13 protein-coding genes are annotated in these 19294 nt (G+C 66.9%); 3 read left to right on the forward strand and 10 right to left on the reverse strand.

Features of this window, described 5'->3' with window-relative positions; all coding sequences use genetic code 11:
* The first annotated feature begins 2 nt into the window (after nucleotides 1-2).
* The 3 genes from OG609_RS16520 to OG609_RS16530 all read left to right on the forward strand — a co-directional run bounded on the left by OG609_RS16520 (nucleotide 3) and on the right by OG609_RS16530 (nucleotide 3000).
* Complete coding sequence (locus tag OG609_RS16520; protein ID WP_327273516.1) at nucleotides 3-215, forward strand: hypothetical protein; 213 nt, start codon at nucleotides 3-5, stop codon at nucleotides 213-215.
* Between the two features lie 100 nt (nucleotides 216-315).
* On the forward strand, nucleotides 316-711 hold the full coding sequence (locus OG609_RS16525) for a GNAT family N-acetyltransferase (protein ID WP_442818077.1): 396 nt from the start codon (nucleotides 316-318) through the stop codon (nucleotides 709-711).
* A 231-nt stretch (nucleotides 712-942) separates the two neighbouring features.
* Complete coding sequence (locus OG609_RS16530) at nucleotides 943-3000, forward strand: PIG-L family deacetylase (protein ID WP_327278076.1); 2058 nt, start codon at nucleotides 943-945, stop codon at nucleotides 2998-3000.
* A 643-nt stretch (nucleotides 3001-3643) separates the two neighbouring features.
* On the opposite strand, the gene tuf is transcribed toward OG609_RS16530, so the two are convergent.
* The 10 genes from tuf to OG609_RS16580 all read right to left on the reverse strand — a co-directional run bounded on the left by tuf (nucleotide 3644) and on the right by OG609_RS16580 (nucleotide 19268).
* Nucleotides 3644-4837, reverse strand: a complete 1194-nt coding sequence (gene tuf / locus OG609_RS16535) for an elongation factor Tu (protein ID WP_327273518.1) — start codon at nucleotides 4835-4837, stop codon at nucleotides 3644-3646.
* Nucleotides 4838-4997: 160 nt separating this feature from the next.
* Nucleotides 4998-7127 carry an elongation factor G gene (fusA, locus tag OG609_RS16540; protein WP_327273519.1) on the reverse strand — a complete coding sequence of 710 codons (2130 nt, stop codon included), beginning with the start codon at nucleotides 7125-7127 and terminating at the stop codon, nucleotides 4998-5000.
* A 38-nt stretch (nucleotides 7128-7165) separates the two neighbouring features.
* Complete coding sequence (rpsG, locus tag OG609_RS16545; protein WP_093897234.1) at nucleotides 7166-7636, reverse strand: 30S ribosomal protein S7; 471 nt, start codon at nucleotides 7634-7636, stop codon at nucleotides 7166-7168.
* Nucleotides 7637-7638: 2 nt separating this feature from the next.
* Entirely contained in the window at nucleotides 7639-8010 is a 372-nt protein-coding gene (gene rpsL, locus OG609_RS16550; RefSeq protein WP_003948652.1) for a 30S ribosomal protein S12, read from the reverse strand.
* Between the two features lie 263 nt (nucleotides 8011-8273).
* Entirely contained in the window at nucleotides 8274-8750 is a 477-nt protein-coding gene (locus OG609_RS16555; protein ID WP_327273520.1) for a DUF1707 and DUF4190 domain-containing protein, read from the reverse strand.
* A gap of 200 nt (nucleotides 8751-8950) precedes the next feature.
* The gene (locus OG609_RS16560; RefSeq protein WP_327273521.1) at nucleotides 8951-12850 is read right to left on the reverse strand and encodes a DNA-directed RNA polymerase subunit beta'; all 3900 of its coding nucleotides are present in this window, start codon (nucleotides 12848-12850) and stop codon (nucleotides 8951-8953) included.
* Nucleotides 12851-12979: 129 nt separating this feature from the next.
* Nucleotides 12980-16465: a DNA-directed RNA polymerase subunit beta gene (rpoB, locus tag OG609_RS16565; protein WP_327273522.1), complete on the reverse strand. Its 3486-nt coding sequence runs from the start codon at nucleotides 16463-16465 to the stop codon at nucleotides 12980-12982.
* A gap of 598 nt (nucleotides 16466-17063) precedes the next feature.
* The gene (gene rplL / locus OG609_RS16570; RefSeq protein ID WP_030914109.1) at nucleotides 17064-17447 is read right to left on the reverse strand and encodes a 50S ribosomal protein L7/L12; all 384 of its coding nucleotides are present in this window, start codon (nucleotides 17445-17447) and stop codon (nucleotides 17064-17066) included.
* An 85-nt stretch (nucleotides 17448-17532) separates the two neighbouring features.
* The gene (gene rplJ / locus OG609_RS16575; RefSeq protein WP_327273523.1) at nucleotides 17533-18093 is read right to left on the reverse strand and encodes a 50S ribosomal protein L10; all 561 of its coding nucleotides are present in this window, start codon (nucleotides 18091-18093) and stop codon (nucleotides 17533-17535) included.
* A gap of 275 nt (nucleotides 18094-18368) precedes the next feature.
* Nucleotides 18369-19268 carry a hypothetical protein gene (locus OG609_RS16580; RefSeq protein ID WP_327273524.1) on the reverse strand — a complete coding sequence of 300 codons (900 nt, stop codon included), beginning with the start codon at nucleotides 19266-19268 and terminating at the stop codon, nucleotides 18369-18371.
* Nucleotides 19269-19294 lie beyond the last annotated feature (26 nt).

Here is a 19294-nt window from a genome sequence, read left to right on the forward strand (position 1 = left end):
CCGTGCAGCACCCCTCCTGGGGGCACGGGCCGGACGCCCACGCCTGGCCCCGCCCGTTCGGCGCGGACGCGTCCCACATCCAGTACGCCATCGGCCTGGGACGGACCCCGCCGGACGAGGCCCGGCTCGTGGAAATCGGCGCCCGGCTGCTGCGTGGCATCCCGGAAGCGGGCCTGCGCCGGACGGGCCGGGGCGCGGCACCCGAGCTGCGGTGACGGAAACCGGCGGCAACCCACCTGCGAGAATCCGTCCGTGAACAACGGCACCATTGCGGCCTGGTCCCTGCGCCCCGCCGAGCCTGAGGACGTCGAGGTCATGGCCGAGCTGAGGGCCACCGTGATGCGCCCCGACCTGGAACGGCTCGGGCGCTACGACGAGCACCGCGTACGGCAGCGGCTGCGGGACGTCTACGCACCGGAGCACACCTCGGTCGTCGTCGCGGACGGTGAGTTCGCGGGCTGCGTCACCCTGCGGCCGGTCGAGCACGGGCTGTGGCTGGAGAACTTCTACCTCTCCCCCACGCTCCAGGGCCGCGGCATCGGCACCGCCGTGCTGCGCTCGCTGCTCGCGCGGGCCGACGAGGAAGGCGTGACCGTGCGCCTGGACGTACTGCAGGGCAGCGCCGCCCGCGCGCTTTACGAACGGCACGGGTTCACCGAGGAACGACAGGACCCGATCGACGTGTTCATGGTGCGCACGCCCGCACGCTAGGCCGTCCGGGCCCTTCGGCCCACACCCGTAAAACCCAGGCAACCCACCCCTGGGAATCTCCGTCTATCCCCCCGCAGCAGCAGTCGGCCCCCCGCCGCCGCCTGCACGGATTCGGTACGCAGCACAGGGCCGCACAGCCGCCCGCTGCGGGGGAAGTGGACGGAGCACGGTGTGACGGATCGACCTGCGTTGCGCGCATCTCTCACAGGAGTACCGCGGCGCACTCTGCTGATGGCGGCGGCCGGTGCGATGAGCCCGGCAGTCCTGAGCGCCTGCACCGCGCCTTCGCCGCCCCGCCGCCGCAACCCCACCGCGGACCCGACGCCCGGCCTGCCGATCAGCACCTCGCACCAGGCCCTGATGATGCAGATCCTCGCCCACCCGGACGACGACCTGTACTTCATGAACCCGGACACGCAACAGGCCCTCGACACCGGAACGCCGCTGGTCTGTGTCTATCTGACCGCGGGCGAGGCCACCGGCATCAACCGCGCACCCGGCCGCCCGCAGCCCGCCCCCGACAAGGCCGCGTACTCCTCCTCCCGCCATCAGGGGCTCCGGCAGGCGTACGCGACGCTGCTGGGCCTCGACAGGTTCACGGACTGGCAGAAGTCCGTCATCGACCTGCACGGCAACCACCGCGCCGAGATCAACCGCCTCAGCAACGGCGGCCGCAAGGTCGAGCTGATCTTCATCAACACCGCCATGCACACCTCGTACGGGCGTCTCGGGCTGCCCAGCCTCTGGCAGGACCGAAGGCTCGGCCTGCCGACCGTCGTCGCCGACAACTCCCCGCTGAAGCGAGCCGGTTCGTACACGTACGACGGGCTGATCGACGTCCTGGTCGGGCTGTTCGACCGGTTCCGGCCCAGCACGGTGCACACCATGGACCCGGACCCCGACGTCCAGCACAGCAGCGAACTCGTCCGCCGCCGGGACAGCGAGCAGCCGGGCTACTCCGACCACCCCGACCACACCGCGGCCGCGCTGTTCACCTGGACGGCGCTGATCCGGTGGGTGGCGCGGGCCACCGAGGACGGCGGTGAGGTGCCGAGCTTCGCCACCACGGCGTTCCGCGGCTACTACAACCGGCACTGGCCGAAGAATCTGCCGCCCGCCGTGCTGGCGGAGAAGGCCTCGCACCTGGTGCCGTACGGGGGTTCGATCCACTGGCGCTGCGGCAACTCCGCGGGCTGCGGGGACTACGGCGTGGGCGGCAACCGGCCGCTGACCAACCGGAAGGGCTGGGTACGGTCCACCCACTATCGTTACCCGGGCCCTCGGCCCGCCGTCGCCACCGACCCGGACGGCAGGCTCGTCGCATACGGGGTGCTGGGGCTGCGGGCGGTGCGCTGGCGCGAGAGCGCCCCGGGCAGCGGGGTGTGGGACACTCCGGACGACCTCGGCGGCGGCCCGCTCGCCCCGGTCCTGGGCAGCGCGACCCTGCCTGACGGGCGGCAATTGCTCGTCGGACTGCGGTTCGCGGCGCTCAGCGGGCACGGGGCGGACAACGAGCGCGAGATCGTCGCGCTGGAGCAGCGCTCTCCGGGCGGCGGTTTCCGTCCCTGGCAGGGGCTGGGGAACCCGGAGCGCGCCTATGACGCCGGGCGCCGGATCGGCGTCCCGGTCGCGGTCGCCGCTCCCGACGGGCGCGTCCATCTCTTCGTACGGAACGCGGAGAAGGGCCTCACTACGCGGGTACGGGACACGGACGGCCGGTGGAGCGGGTGGCGGGACACCGGCGGGGGCGAGGTCCAGGACGGGCTGACCGCTGTGGTGGACGACGCGGGACGTGTCCATGTCTTCGCGGCGGGCCGCTACGCGGTGCATCACTGGACCCAGGACGCGCCCGGGGATGAGGTCACCGCACGCACCCAGATCAGCGGCGTACCGGTGCCGGGGGACGGCCCGGCCGCGCTGCCCGGTGCGCACGGGACGGTCGAGCTGTTCTACCGCGCGGCGGCGAAGGCCGCTCTGACGACCGTAATGACCGGGGAGACGGCTGACGAGACCGGCATCGACGGATACGGGCGGCTGATCGAGGACCGGGTGGGCTTCGACGGGTACGGGCCGGTGTCCGCCGCGGGGTCGCCGCGCGGCCCGGTGCTGCTCGGCCGCACCGAGAAGGGCCTGATCCAGCTCCGTACGTCCCAAGGGATCTCCGTACGCGAGCGCGGGCCGGTGGCGCTGGACGGGCCCGCGCTGCATGTCGGCAGGGACGGGCGGCCGACGGTGGTGGCGCTGGGGGTCGACGCCCACCCCTGGCTCTGGCGCCCCCGGCCGGCCTGACGACGCAGGTGGGCACAGGCCGAAGGACAGCGGCTGTCATCCTCTGATCACGCTCAAGGTGCTGATCGCCGAGGACATGACGGTCGTACAGGAGGGACTGGTCTCCGTGCTGACGCGCGAACCCGGTATCGAAGTCGTGGCCCAGGCCCCCTCGCCACAAGCTGCATGCGCGCACCCTCGTCGACGCAGTGCGCATCGGGGAGCGGCACGGATGGATATGACGCCCGTGTCCGGAATCTTGCGGTACCCGGTAGCCGCCGGCCCACTGCCCGCGAGCGCTCCGTCGAACTGTCCGTGGGCAACGACGCCCCCGACTCCCCCGGTAAGACCGCTCCGTGCACCGGCCTCGCCCATCTCGCCGCCCGCGCGCCGCACTCGGCAAAACCGTGACCGCCGAGCGGCCGTCACCGGGACACTTCCGTCTGCTGGTGCGGCTGCCACTGCCGAACGGCAGCCGCACCACGGGCCGAACCCGACGCCCGGACACGCCACGAGCCCCCGCAACTCGACGGGACACCGTGGGCTGACTCGGGGCCCGCATGACGTCGGTCAACGCCGAAGGGCCCCGGTCCACCGCTTGCGCGGCGGGCCGGGGCCCTTCTTGGTGCTCTGTGCGGAGCAACCAGGTCAGACAGTCAGGTAATTACTTGACGATCTTGGTGACCTGGCCGGCGCCCACGGTCCGACCACCCTCACGGATGGCGAACTTCAGGCCCTCTTCCATGGCGACCGGCTGGATCAGCGTGACGTTCATGACGGTGTTGTCGCCCGGCATGACCATCTCGGTGCCCTCGGGAAGGGTCACAACGCCCGTCACGTCCGTGGTACGGAAGTAGAACTGCGGGCGGTAGTTGTTGAAGAAGGGGGTGTGACGGCCACCCTCGTCCTTCGACAGGATGTAGGCCTGGGCCTCGAACTCGGTGTGCGGCGTGACCGAACCGGGCTTGATGATGACCTGGCCGCGCTCGACGTCCTCGCGCTTGATGCCACGGAGGAGCAGACCGACGTTCTCACCGGCCTGGCCCTCGTCGAGCAGCTTGCGGAACATCTCGATGCCGGTGACCGTGGTGGTGGTCTTCTCCTGCTTGATACCGACGATGTCGACGGTCTCGTTGACCTTCAGGACACCACGCTCGATACGACCGGTGACGACGGTGCCACGACCGGTGATCGTGAAGACGTCCTCGATCGGCATCAGGAACGGCTTGTCGACGTCGCGCTCGGGCTGCGGGATCGACTCGTCGACGGCCTTCATCAGGTCGAGGACGGTCTGGCCCCACTCCTTGTCGCCCTCAAGAGCCTTGAGCGCCGAGACCTTGACGACCGGAAGGTCGTCGCCCGGGAACTCGTACTCGGAGAGGAGCTCACGGACCTCGAGCTCGACGAGCTCCAGGATCTCCTCGTCGTCCACCATGTCGGCCTTGTTCAGGGCGACAACGATGTACGGAACGCCGACCTGGCGGGCCAGGAGCACGTGCTCCTTGGTCTGCGGCATCGGGCCGTCGGTGGCGGCGACCACGAGGATGGCGCCGTCCATCTGCGCCGCACCCGTGATCATGTTCTTGATGTAGTCGGCGTGACCCGGGCAGTCGACGTGCGCGTAGTGACGCGACTCCGTCTGGTACTCGACGTGCGCGATCGAGATCGTGATACCGCGCTGGCGCTCCTCGGGAGCCTTGTCGATCTGGTCGAAGGCCGAGGCCTCGTTCAGGTCCGGGTACGCGTCGTGCAGCACCTTGGTAATGGCGGCCGTGAGGGTCGTCTTACCGTGGTCAATGTGACCGATGGTGCCGATGTTGACGTGCGGCTTAGTCCGCTCGAACTTCGCCTTCGCCACTGGGTCCTCCTGTGGAGTGGTTCTGTACGCCTTGCTTCATCGGCGCCAGGTGATCTTTGCTGGGATGCCGGGGCCGGGGGCATTCAACGCATTGCTTGCGCTCTGCGACGAATGCCCCACCAGGCTCCGGTGACAAGCCTAAAGCGTGAGCTCGGGAGAGTTACTCGCCCTTGGCCTTCGCGATGATCTCCTCGGCGACGTTCCGCGGAACCTCGGCGTAGGAGTCGAACTGCATCGAGTAGCTTGCGCGACCCGAGGTCTTGCTGCGGAGGTCTCCGACGTAGCCGAACATCTCCGAGAGGGGCACGAGGCCCTTCACGACGCGAGCGCCGCTGCGCTCCTCCATGGCCTGGATCTGGCCACGGCGGGAGTTGAGGTCGCCGATGACATCGCCCATGTAGTCCTCGGGCGTGGTGACCTCGACGGCCATCATCGGCTCGAGGAGCACGGGGGATGCCTTGCGGGCACCCTCCTTGAACGCCTGCGAACCGGCGATCTTGAAGGCGAGCTCGGAGGAGTCGACCTCGTGGTAACCACCGTCGAGAAGGGTGACGCGGACGCCCACCATCTCGTAGCCGGCCAGGATGCCGAACTGCATGGCCTCCTGAGCACCCGCGTCCACCGAGGGGATGTACTCACGGGGGATGCGGCCACCGGTGACCTTGTTGACGAACTCGTAGGACGCGTCGCCACCCTCGATGGGCTCAAGGGCGATCTGCACCTTCGCGAACTGGCCGGTACCACCAGTCTGCTTCTTGTGCGTGTAGTCGATGCGCTCGACGGCCTTGCGGATCGTCTCGCGGTACGCGACCTGCGGCTTGCCGACGTTCGCCTCGACGCGGAACTCGCGCTTCATGCGGTCGACCAGCACCTCGAGGTGAAGCTCGCCCATACCACCGATGATGGTCTGGCCGGTCTCCTCGTCGGAGTGCACCTGGAAGGACGGGTCCTCCTCGGAGAGGCGCTGGATGGCGACACCCAGCTTCTCCTGGTCGCCCTTGGACTTGGGCTCGATGGCGACCTGAATGACCGGCGCCGGGAAGTCCATGGACTCCAGGATGACCGGGTTCTTGTCGTCACACAGCGTCTCACCGGTGGTGGTCTGCTTCAGGCCCATGACGGCGATGATGTCGCCCGCGCCCACCGACGAGATCTCCTCACGCTTGTTCGCGTGCATGCGGTAGATCTTGCCGATGCGCTCCTTCTTGCCCTTGACCGAGTTCAGCACCGCGGTGCCGGCCTCGAGGCGGCCGGAGTAGATCCGGACGAAGGTGAGCTTGCCGAGGTGCGGGTCGCTCGCGATCTTGAACGCCAGGCCGGAGAACGGCTCGTCGTCCGAAGGCTTGCGCTTGATGACAACCTCGGGGTCCTTGACGTCGTGGCCCTCGATGGCCTCGACGTCCAGGGGGGAAGGCAGGTAGCGGACGACCGCGTCGAGCAGGGGCTGGACGCCCTTGTTCTTGAACGCCGTGCCACAGAACACCGGGGTGACGGTGACCGAGTCGGCACTGCCCTTCGATGCGAGGGTGATCCGACGGATCGCCTCGTGCAGCTGCTCCTCGGTGGGCTCGACGCCCTCCAGGTACAGCTCCATCATCTGGTCGTCGTTCTCGGAGACGGCCTCGAGCAGCTTGCCGCGCCACTCCTGAGCTGCCTCGATGTGGGTGTCCGGGATGTCGACGGTGTCGTACATCTCACCCTTGGCGGCCTCTTCCGGCCACACAAAGGCCTTCATCGACACGAGGTCGACGACGCCCTTGAAGTCGGCCTCGGCGCCGATGGGGAGCTGCATGACGAGCGGGACTGCACCGAGGCGGTCGACGATCATGTCGACGCAACGGTGGAACTCGGCACCCGTGCGGTCGAGCTTGTTGACGAAGCAGATACGCGGCACGCCGTAGCGGTCCGCCTGACGCCAGACAGTCTCGGACTGGGGCTCGACGCCCGCCACACCGTCGAACACGGTGACAGCGCCGTCGAGGACGCGGAGCGAACGCTCCACCTCGACGGTGAAGTCGACGTGACCCGGGGTGTCGATGATGTTGATGGTGTGGTCAACATCATTGAGCGGCCAGTGACAGGTCGTCGCGGCGGACGTGATCGTGATGCCGCGCTCCTGCTCCTGCTCCATCCAGTCCATCGTGGCAGCGCCGTCGTGGACTTCACCGATCTTGTACGAAACGCCGGTGTAGAACAGGATCCGCTCAGTGGTGGTCGTCTTGCCCGCGTCGATGTGGGCCATGATCCCAATGTTGCGGACCTTGGCCAGGTCAAGCGAAGTGGTGGCCATAAGGCTCAATCTTCTCTCGGTCTCGATGTGGGTAGCGACTACCAGCGGTAGTGCGCGAAGGCCTTGTTGGACTCGGCCATCTTGTGGGTGTCCTCTCGCTTCTTGACAGCAGCGCCAAGACCGTTGGAGGCGTCGAGCAGCTCGTTCATGAGGCGCTCGGTCATGGTCTTCTCGCGGCGGGCGCGGGAGTAACCCACGAGCCAGCGCAGCGCGAGGGTGGAGGCGCGACCGGGCTTGACCTCGATCGGCACCTGGTAGGTGGCGCCACCGACACGGCGGGACTTGACCTCGAGCGAGGGCTTGACGTTCTCAAGCGCGCGCTTCAGCGTGATGACCGGGTCGTTGCCGGTCTTCTCGCGGAGGCCTTCCATGGCGCCGTACACGATCCGCTCGGCAGTGGAACGCTTGCCGTTGAGCAGGATCTTGTTGATCAGCGAGGTGACAAGAGGAGAACCGTAGACCGGGTCGATGATGACCGGGCGCTTCGGGGCGGGGCCCTTACGAGGCATTCTTACTTCTCCTTCTTGGCGCCGTAGCGGCTGCGGGCCTGCTTGCGGTTCTTGACACCCTGGGTGTCAAGGGAGCCGCGGATGATCTTGTAACGAACACCCGGCAGGTCCTTCACACGGCCACCACGCACGAGCACGATGGAGTGCTCCTGCAGGTTGTGTCCCTCACCCGGGATGTAGGCCGTGACCTCGATACCGGAGGTCAGACGCACACGCGCGACCTTACGGAGTGCCGAGTTCGGCTTCTTCGGGGTGGTCGTGAACACACGCGTGCAGACGCCGCGGCGCTGGGGCGAACCCTCGAGTGCGGGCGTCTTGTTCTTCTCGACCTTGTCCTGCCGGCCCTTCCGGACCAGCTGCTGGATCGTAGGCACTACTTCTCCGGTTTCTGTGTGCCGTTCGTGAAACTAACCTGGAACGTCACCGACCCACGCGGTCGGGTGTGTCGAATGCTGCAAGCTCCTGCCGCAAGGCAGGGAAGGCTGCAGATCGCGGTGGCCAGTGACGGACTCGCATGCGGTTGAGGACACGCACAGGAGCCCAGGCACACCCCAGGCACAAGGTCTGAGCGTACCTACCTCATCGACTCCGGTCAAAACAAATGCGGCGCGCCTCCACACGCCGCACGCCGACGACCTCAGCGCGTGACGATCACGGCGGTGACGAACCCGGCCACGAGCAATATCCAGCCGATGATCGACGCCCATCCCAGCACGAGCCCGGCGACCGCCAGGCCGTCGCCCTGCTCGTCACTGCGCCGTATCTCCTTGCGCGCCATGTGCCCGAGAACGACCGCGGGCACCCCCGTCACCGCGGTCACCGGGGCCAGGATGCCGAAGACCAGCGCACCCTTGGCCTTGCCGTTCGTCCTGAGCTGCGGCGCGGGCAGGAAGGTCGCCGGCACAGCGGGGCCGTAGTGGCCGGCGGGGGCGGGCCCGGAGAAGACAGGGCCCTGGGGCAGGTCGTCGACGAGAAGGCTCAGTTCCCCCACGGTCCGGGCCTCGTGGGCCCGCGCGACCCGCTTCTCCAGCTCTTCGTCATCAAGACGCCCCTCGGCGAAACCGGCCCGCAGCACATCGACAGCGCGCTCGCGCTCCGCGTGCGAGGCCAGCATCGACGGGCTCTGCGCCGAGGCAGCCGGTCCGGCTGCCTCGGCGGATACGACACAACCAACTCCCCCGGACGATCTGTATCCCCCCATGATCCGTCACCGCGGAGGTGAGGGGAACGAGTTTGCGCCTTCGCGCGTACGCCGGAGGGCGGTCACCCCGTACACAACGGGGTGACCGCCCTCCGGTCGATCAAGCGACTCGCTTACTGGTTGTACGGACCGTAGTCGTAGTCCTCCAGCGGAACGGCCTGGCCGGAGCCCGTGCCGAACGGCGAGTAGTCGATGTCGTCGTAGCCGACGGCCGAGTACATCGCGGCCTTGGCCTCCTCGGTCGGCTCGACCCGGATGTTGCGATAGCGGGACAGACCCGTACCGGCCGGGATGAGCTTACCGATGATGACGTTCTCCTTGAGGCCGATCAGGGAGTCCGACTTGGCGTTGATCGCCGCGTCGGTCAGAACCCTGGTCGTCTCCTGGAAGGACGCCGCCGACAGCCACGACTCGGTGGCGAGCGAGGCCTTGGTGATACCCATCAGCTGCGGACGGCCGGAGGCGGGGTGACCGCCCTCGGTGACCACACGACGGTTCTCGGTCTCGAACTTCGAGCGCTCGACGAGCTCGCCCGGCAGCAGCTCCGCGTCGCCGGACTCGATGATCGTCACGCGGCGCAGCATCTGCCGGATGATGATCTCGATGTGCTTGTCGTGGATCGACACACCCTGCGAGTTGTAGACCTTCTGGACCTCGCCGACCAGGTGGACCTGGACCGCGCGCTGACCGAGGATCCGCAGCACGTCGTGCGGGTTGGTGGCACCCACGGTGAGCTTCTGGCCCACCTCGACGTGGTCGCCCTCGCCCACCAGCAGACGGGCACGCTTCGAGATCGGGAACGGCGTCTCGTCGCTGCCGTCGTCCGGGGTGACGACGATCTTCTTGGTCTTCTCGGTCTCCTCGATACGGATACGGCCGGCCGCCTCCGAGATCGGGGCGACACCCTTGGGCGTACGGGCTTCGAAGAGCTCGACGACTCGGGGCAGACCCTGGGTGATGTCGTCACCGGCCACACCACCGGTGTGGAAGGTACGCATCGTCAGCTGGGTACCGGGCTCACCGATGGACTGGGCGGCGATGATGCCGACCGCCTCACCGATGTCGACCAGCTTGCCGGTGGCGAGCGAGCGTCCGTAGCAGAAGGCACAGGTGCCGACCGCGGACTCACAGGTCAGGACCGAACGGGTCTTGACCTCCTCGACGCCGGCGCCCACCAGGGCGTCGATCAGGACGTCACCGAGGTCGACGTTGGCAGGCGCGATGACCTTGCCGTCGACGACGACGTCCTCGGCGAGCATGCGGGCGTAGACCGAGGTCTCGACGTCCTCCGTCTTGCGGAGCACACCGTCCGCACCCTTGACGGCGATCTTCAGCTTGAGGCCACGGTCGGTGCCGCAGTCCTCCTCGCGAATGATCACGTCCTGCGAGACGTCCACCAGACGACGGGTCAGGTAACCCGAGTCGGCGGTACGCAGGGCGGTGTCCGCCAGACCCTTACGGGCACCGTGCGTGGAGATGAAGTACTCCAGAACGGTGAGGCCCTCACGGAAGGACGCCTTGATGGGACGCGGGATCGTCTCGTTCTTGGCGTTGGACACCAGACCACGCATACCGGCGATCTGACGCATCTGCATCATGTTTCCTCGGGCACCCGAGTCAACCATCATGAAGATGGGGTTCGTCTTGGGGAAGTTCGCGTTCATCGCCTCGGCAACCTCGTTGGTCGCCTTGGTCCAGATCGCGATGAGTTCCTGCGTGCGCTCGTCCTTGGTGATCAGACCGCGCTCGTACTGCTTCTGGACCTTCTCGTCCTGCGCCTCGTAGCCGGCGACGATCGCCTTCTTGGCCTCGGGGACCACGACGTCGGAGATGGCCACGGTGACACCGGAACGGGTCGCCCAGTAGAAGCCCGCCGCCTTCAGGTTGTCGAGCGTCGCCGCCACGATGACCTTGGGGTAGCGCTCGGCGAGGTCGTTGACGATCTCGGAGAGCTGCTTCTTGCCGACCGAGTAGTCGACGAACGGGTAGTCCTCGGGCAGCAGCTCGTTGAAGAGCGCACGGCCCAGGGACGTACGCAGCCGGAACGTGTCGCCCTGCTGGAACTCCTGCTCGCCCTCCTCGGCGACCGGCGGCACCCAGCCACGCGGCGGGATGGTGCCCACCGGGAAGCGGATGTCGACGGGCGACTGGAGCGCCAGCTCGCCGGCGTCGAAAGCCATGATCGCCTCGGCCGTGGAGCCGAACGCGCGGCCCTCGCCCTTGGTGTCACGGAGTTCACCGTCGGTGGTCAGGAAGAACAGACCCAGCACCATGTCCTGGGTCGGCATGGTGACGGGACGACCGTCGGCCGGCTTCAGGATGTTGTTCGAGGACAGCATCAGGATGCGGGCCTCGGCCTGCGCCTCCGCGGAGAGCGGCAGGTGCACGGCCATCTGGTCACCGTCGAAGTCCGCGTTGAACGCGGTGCAGACGAGCGGGTGGATCTGGATGGCCTTGCCCTCGACGAGCTGCGGCTCGAAGGCCTGGATGCCGAGGCGGTGCAGGGTCGGTGCACGGTTCAGCAGCACCGGGTGCTCGGCGATGACCTCTTCGAGGACGTCGTACACCACGGTGCGGCCACGCTCGACCATGCGCTTGGCCGACTTGATGTTCTGCGCGTGGTTCAGGTCGACCAGGCGCTTCATCACGAACGGCTTGAAGAGCTCCAGCGCCATGGCCTTGGGCAGACCGCACTGGTGCAGCTTCAGCTGCGGACCGACGACGATCACGGAACGCGCGGAGTAGTCCACACGCTTACCGAGAAGGTTCTGACGGAAACGACCCTGCTTGCCCTTCAGCATGTCGCTGAGGGACTTGAGCGGGCGGTTACCGGGACCGGTGACCGGGCGACCGCGGCGGCCGTTGTCGAACAGCGCGTCGACGGCCTCCTGCAGCATCCGCTTCTCGTTGTTCACGATGATCTCGGGGGCGCCGAGGTCAAGGAGACGCTTGAGGCGGTTGTTGCGGTTGATCACACGGCGGTACAGGTCGTTCAGGTCGGAGGTCGCGAAGCGGCCACCGTCCAGCTGCACCATCGGACGCAGGTCCGGCGGGATGACCGGCACGCAGTCGAGCACCATGCCCTTGGGCTTGTTGCTGGTCTGCAGGAACGCGGAGACGACCTTGAGGCGCTTGAGCGCACGGGTCTTCTTCTGGCCCTTGCCGGTACGGATGATCTCGCGGAGGCGCTCGGCCTCCTCGTCGAGGTCGAACGACTCAAGGCGCTTCTGCAGAGCAGCGGCACCCATGCAGCCGTCGAAGTACGTGCCGAAGCGGTCACGCAGCTCGCGGTAGAGCAGCTCGTCGCCCTCCAGGTCCTGGACCTTGAGGTTCTTGAAGCGGCTCCACACCTCGTCGAGACGGTCGATCTCGCGCTGCGCACGGTCGCGCAGCTGCTTCATCTCACGCTCGGCACCTTCGCGCACCTTGCGGCGCACGTCGGCCTTGGCACCCTCGGCCTCGAGCTCGGCCAGGTCGGTCTCGAGCTTCTTGGCGCGGGCCTCAAGGTCGGCGTCGCGACGGTTCTCGACCTGCTGACGCTCGACGGAGACGTGTGCCTCCAGCGAGGGCAGGTCACGCGTACGGCGCTCCTCGTCCACGAACGTGATCATGTACGCGGCGAAGTAGATGACCTTCTCGAGGTCCTTCGGCGCGAGGTCCAGCAGGTAGCCCAGGCGCGACGGGACGCCCTTGAAGTACCAGATGTGGGTGACGGGAGCGGCAAGCTCGATGTGACCCATGCGCTCACGGCGCACCTTGGCGCGCGTGACCTCGACGCCACAGCGCTCACAGATGATGCCCTTGAAGCGGACACGCTTGTACTTGCCGCAGTAGCACTCCCAGTCCCGGGTCGGACCGAAGATCTTCTCGCAGAAGAGTCCGTCCTTTTCGGGCTTGAGCGTGCGGTAGTTGATGGTCTCCGGCTTCTTCACTTCGCCGTGGGACCAGGTCCGGATGTCGTCCGCGGTGGCAAGGCCGATCCGCAGCTCGTCGAAGAAGTTGACGTCGAGCACTTGTCGTCAATCCCTCTTTCGGGGGTTCGAGCCCCCTCGCGTCACGCGAGAAATCGGGGCACTTCAGCAATGGTCTGAACGGGTCCGGGGAGAGCCGGCCGGATCACGGGGATCCGGCCGGCCAACCCGTCAGACCTCTTCGACGCTGCTCGGCTCGCGCCGGGACAGGTCGATACCGAGCTCCTCCGCCGCGCGGAAGACGTCCTCGTCCGTGTCGCGCATCTCGATGGACATGCCGTCCGAGGACAGCACCTCCACGTTGAGGCAGAGCGACTGCATTTCCTTGATGAGCACCTTGAAGGACTCGGGAATGCCGGGCTCGGGGATGTTCTCGCCCTTGACGATCGCCTCGTAGACCTTCACGCGGCCGGTCACGTCGTCGGACTTGATCGTCAGCAGTTCCTGGAGGGCGTATGCGGCGCCGTAAGCCTCAAGGGCCCACACCTCCATCTCACCGAAGCGCTGTCCACCGAACTGGGCCTTACCACCCAGCGGCTGCTGGGTGATCATGGAGTACGGACCCGTCGAACGAGCGTGCAGCTTGTCGTCGACGAGGTGGTGCAGCTTGAGGATGTACATGTAGCCGACCGAGACCGGCTCCGGGAACGGCTCGCCGGAGCGGCCGTCGTACAGGTGGGCCTTGCCGGAGGGCTGCACCAGGCGGTCGCCGTCGCGGTTCGGGATCGTGGCCTCGAAGAGACCGGAGATCTCGTCCTCGCGCGCACCGTCGAAGACGGGGGTGGCGACGTTGGTGCCGGGGGCGACCTGGTCGGCGCCGATGGCCTGCAGGCGCTTGGCCCACTCGTCACCGAGGCCGGAGACGTCCCAGCCGCGGCTGGCGAGCCAGCCGAGGTGGATCTCCAGGACCTGTCCCGGGTTCATTCGGGACGGGACACCCAGCGGGTTGAGGATGATGTCGACCGGGGTGCCGTCCTCCAGGAACGGCATGTCCTCGATCGGGAGGATCTTCGAGATGACGCCCTTGTTGCCGTGACGGCCGGCGAGCTTGTCACCATCGGTGATCTTGCGCTTCTGCGCGACGTAGACGCGGACCAGCTGGTTCACGCCCGGCGGCAGCTCGTCGCCCTCTTCGCGGTCGAAGACGCGGACGCCGATGACCTTGCCGATCTCACCGTGCGGCACCTTCAGCGAGGTGTCGCGCACCTCGCGCGCCTTCTCACCGAAGATCGCGCGGAGCAGGCGCTCCTCGGGGGTCAGCTCGGTCTCACCCTTGGGCGTGACCTTGCCGACGAGGATGTCACCGGCGACGACCTCGGCACCGATACGGATGATGCCGCGCTCGTCGAGGTCGGCGAGGACCTCTTCGGAGACGTTCGGGATGTCCCGGGTGATCTCCTCCGGGCCGAGCTTGGTGTCACGGGCGTCGACCTCGTGCTCCTCGATGTGGATCGAGGAGAGGACGTCGTCCTGCACGAGGCGCTGCGACAGGATGATCGCGTCCTCGTAGTTGTGACCCTCCCACGGCATGAACGCCACGAGCAGGTTCTTGCCGAGGGCCATCTCACCGTTCTCGGTGGCCGGACCGTCGGCGAGGACCTGGTCGGCGACGACCCGGTCGCCCTCGGAGACGACAACCTTCTGGTTGACCGAGGTGCCCTGGTTGGAGCGCATGAACTTGGCGATGCGGTACGTGGTGTACGTGCCGTCGTCGTTGGTCACGGTGATGTAGTCCGCGGAGACCTCCTGGACCACACCGTCCTTCTCGGCCTTCAGCACGTCACCGGCGTCGGTGGCGCAGCGGTACTCCATGCCGGTACCGACGAGCGGGGCCTCCGACTTAATCAGCGGCACCGCCTGACGCATCATGTTCGCGCCCATGAGGGCACGGTTGGCGTCGTCGTGCTCCAGGAAGGGGATCATCGCGGTGGCGACGGACACCATCTGGCGCGGCGAGACGTCCATGTAGTCGACGTCCGTGCCGGGCACGTAGTCGACCTCTCCGCCACGGCGGCGGACCAGGACGCGGGGCTCGACGAAACGCAGTTCCTCGGAGAGGGTCGCGTTCGCCTGAGCGATGACGTAGCGGTCTTCCTCGTCGGCCGTGATGTAGTCGACCTCGTCGGTGACCTGGCCGTCGACGACCTTGCGGTACGGCGTCTCGATGAAGCCGAACGCGTTGACGCGGCCGTACGAGGCGAGCGAACCGATCAGACCGATGTTCGGGCCTTCAGGGGTCTCGATCGGGCACATGCGTCCGTAGTGGGACGGGTGCACGTCACGGACCTCGAAGCCGGCCCGCTCACGGGACAGACCACCGGGACCCAGAGCCGAGAGACGACGCTTGTGCGTCAGACCCGACAGCGGGTTGTTCTGGTCCATGAACTGGGACAGCTGGCTGGTACCGAAGAACTCCTTGATGGAGGCGACGACCGGCCGGATGTTGATCAGGGTCTGCGGCGTGATCGCCTCGACGTCCTGGGTCGTCATGCGCTCACGCACGACGCGCTCCATACGGGCCAGACCCGTACGGACCTGGTTCTGGATGAGCTCGCCGACGTTGCGCAGACGACGGTTGCCGAAGTGGTCGATGTCGTCGGTCTCGACGACGATCGAACGACCGGACTCGCCGACCGTCTCGGTCTCACCGGCGTGCAGCTTGACCAGGTACTTGATGGTCGCGATGACGTCGTCGGTGGTGAGAACGCCGGCGTCCAGCGGCTCGTCGGCGCCGAGCTTCTTGTTCACCTTGTAGCGGCCGACCTTCGCGAGGTCGTAGCGCTTCGGGTTGAAGTAGAGGTTCTCGAGCAGCGTCTGAGCAGCCTCGCGCGTGGGCGGCTCGCCCGGGCGGAGCTTGCGGTAGATGTCGAGCAGCGCGTCGTCCTGGCCCTGGGTGTGGTCCTTCTCCAGGGTGGCGCGCATGGACTCGTACTCGCCGAACTCCTCGAGGATCTGCTCGGTGGTCCAACCGAGAGCCTTCAGGAGAACGGTCACGGACTGCTTGCGCTTGCGGTCGATGCGGACACCGACCATGTCGCGCTTGTCGATCTCCATCTCCAGCCAGGCACCCCGGGACGGGATGATCTTGGCGGAGAAGATGTCCTTGTCGGACGTCTTGTCGATGGAGGAGTCGAAGTAGACACCCGGCGAGCGGACCAGCTGCGACACGACGACACGCTCGGTGCCGTTGATGACGAAGGTGCCCTTGTTGGTCATGAGCGGGAAGTCGCCCATGAAGACCGTCTGGGACTTGATCTCGCCGGTCTCGTTGTTGGTGAACTCGGCCGTGACGAAGAGCGGGGCGGCGAACGTGAAGTCGCGCTCCTTGCACTCGTCGATCGAGTTCTTCGGGGGCTCGAAGCGGTGGTCGCGGAACGTAAGCGACATCGACCCGGAGAAGTCCTCGATCGGTGAAATCTCCTCGAAGATTTCCTCCAGGCCGGACTTGGTGGGGACGTCTTGTCCACTGTCCAGAGCAGCCTCGACGCGAGCCTTCCAGGCGGCATTGCCGAGGAGCCAGTCAAAGCTCTCGGTCTGCAGCGCGAGGAGGTTCGGAACCTCGAGGGGCTCCTTGATCTTTGCAAAGGAGATGCGCAGCGGGGCGGTGCTGGCACCGTTGTTCGTATTCGCGGTCGAGGCGTTGCGCGAGGCGGCCAAGAGGGGGTCCTTCCGAGGGCTCGGACTCACTACGCGCGTACCGGTCCCAAGTTGGACACGGAGACAGAAATCCCAGGTCAGGGAGGATCGGCCATCGGTGCTCAAGCGTGGGCATGCCTCTGGTGACGGGCAGGAGGCAGCTAACAGGCAGCGCAAAGGGTCAGTGTAGCCAAACGGCACACTGATGTCCAGTCGGGGTTCTCAGAGACCCACGTTGCTCTCAACAGCTGTTCTCAACACCTATAGCTAGCCCTTGTGCGCGGTGCGCTCTTCTTTACTGCCCTCTTCGCCCACGATCCATGCCTCGGATTCGGATCGATATGACGACGCGTCCTGAGAATTGCGCGCCGCGTGCGGTTCGTCAAGGCCCCCCTGCCGGGACAGCGCCGCGCGGTCCTCACCCGACCGCCTCCCGGCGCCGGCCGGCCGCCCCCGCGAGGCAACGGCGAAGATCACCATACTCGTCGCCACCGGAAGAGCAAGGCAGCCGCCGCGGGTACGCCGAAGGGCGACCACCCGGATGGGTGATCGCCCTTCGCGTTTTGACGTCCGTGCCGTGCGGCACAGTCAGTCAGAAGGAGTCAGCAGACTCCCTGAGTCACTTGACCTCGACGGAAGCGCCGGCGGCCTTGAGGGACTCGGCAGCCTTCTCGGCGGCCTCCTTGGCGACCTTCTCGAGGACCGGCTTCGGGGTGCCGTCGACGAGGTCCTTGGCCTCCTTCAGGCCCAGCGAGGTCAGCTCACGCACGACCTTGATGACCTGGATCTTCTTCTCGCCGGCGCCCGTGAGGATGACGTCGAACTCGTCCTGCTCCTCGACGGCCTCAGCGGCGGCGGCAGCGCCACCGGCGGCGGCAACGGCGACCGGAGCGGCAGCCTTGACGTCGAACTTCTCCTCGAACGCCTTGACGAACTCGGAGAGCTCGATGAGGGTCAGGGTCTCGAACTGCTCGAGCAGCTCGTCCTGGGACAGCTTCGCCATGATGGCGTCCTTCCACTAAGTCGGCAGGTGCCGGGTGTATATGAAGGCGGGCGTACGGGCCCGCTGCGAGCCGTGGAGCGGAGGGTTACTCCGCCACCTCGGCGTCGGCGGGAGCCGGCGTACCGGCACCGCCCTGCTCGACCTTGGCGCGAAGCGCGTCCGCGGTGCGGACGAACTCCGACAGCGGGGCCTGGAAAGTCGCCGCGGCCTTGGCCATCGACGCCTTGATTCCACCGGCCACCTTGGCGAGCAGAACCTCGCGGGACTCGAGGTCCGCGAGCTTCTTGATCTCATCCGCGGTCAGCGCCTTACCGTCAAGGACACCGCCCTTGATGATGAGGTTGGGGTTGTCCTTGGCGAAGTCACGAAGACCCTTCGCCGACTCCACCGGGTCACCGGTGACGAAGGCAACCGCCGTCGGACCTGCGAACAGGTCGTCCAGCGTGTTGATCCCGGCCTCGTTGGCCGCAATCTTGGTCAGCGTGTTCTTCACCACGGCGTACTGGGCGTTCTCACCGAGCGAACGGCGCAGCTGCTTGAGCTGTGCCACGGTGAGACCCCGGTACTCGGTCAGCACAGCGGCGTTCGAGCTGCGGAACTGATCCGCGAGCTCGGCTACCGCGGCAGCCTTGTCGGGCCTTGCCATGAGCGTCGGCCTCCTTCCGGGTGATGAGGACCGCTCAGAAGGGGCCGGGAAAGACGAAACGCCCCGGCGCAGGCGCCAGGGCGTAGCTCGACCGAACGAAGTCCGGGAGCTTTCCACAGTCACCTGCGCAGGTCGCCCGTACTCAACGGATCCTTCGGTCGCTGTTCCCTCTTGCGAGAGCACAGCAACGACCAGCGGTCTTTGGCTTCTGTAGGAGAGTACGCGACCGGGGTCGCGCCGAGCAAATCCGTCCCTCTTCGGGCGGTGCGGGAGGTTTAGCTCGCGCCCGAACCGGCCCCCTGCTGCTGCTTCACGAGATCGGTGAAGTCGACCGTGTCGCCGGCCGGGGGCTTCTCGACCGAGACCTCGGTGCCGTAGTCGCTGTAGTACACCGTCGAATTGAGCTCGCCGGTCTTCATCTGGCCGCGCTCGGTCTTCTTGACCAGCAGGTTGTTCTCGTCGACCCAGATGTCGACCTTCTCCGTGGTGATCCCGGCATCGCTCAGCTGCTTCTTCAGCTGGTCGAGCTGGTCGGCATCGAGCGCGGAATTCTTCGCGGTCAGTTCGGCGACGTCGACGGTGCCGGAGTAGTGCGTGGCGGAGACCCCGCGTACGTCCTCCTGGCCGACCTTCTTCACGTCACCGGAGGCCAGCAGAGACTTCACACCCTGGTCGGGGGTGGTGTTCTGCATCTGCTGCTTCATCGCCTCGCCGGAGGCGCCCGCGAGCTTGGCGAGGTCGGCGTAGCCGTAGTTGATCCAGTGCTTGCCGCCGGCCTGCTTGGCGAAGGCGTCGCCCATGTTGACGACGTAGCCGTCCTTGAAATAGCGGGCCTGCATCGTGCCGCTGGCACCGTTCTGCTTCATGGCGTCCGCCATGCTGCCGCCGGTGTACGTGATCTCCATGGTGCCGGTGAGACCGTCGGTCCAGTCGATGGTGCCGCTCTGCTTCATGGACATGGTGGTGCCCATCTGGGTGGTGCCCTCGACCTTCGCCGAGCTCTCCCCACCGGTCTTCTTCTGTACGTCGCGCAACGCGGCGATGGGGTCGGCCTTCACCACGGCGCTGCCGCGGTTGCCGCCGCTGCCGTCCGATCCCCCGCAGGCCGCGACCGACGTAAGCGCCGCCCCCACCGCTATCGACAGACTCAAACGTCGCACGGTACTGGTCCTCATGTCCGCTTCCACCCCTCGTTCGGCTC

This window comes from Streptomyces sp. NBC_01224 (genome assembly GCF_036002945.1).
Classification (GTDB): domain Bacteria; phylum Actinomycetota; class Actinomycetes; order Streptomycetales; family Streptomycetaceae; genus Streptomyces.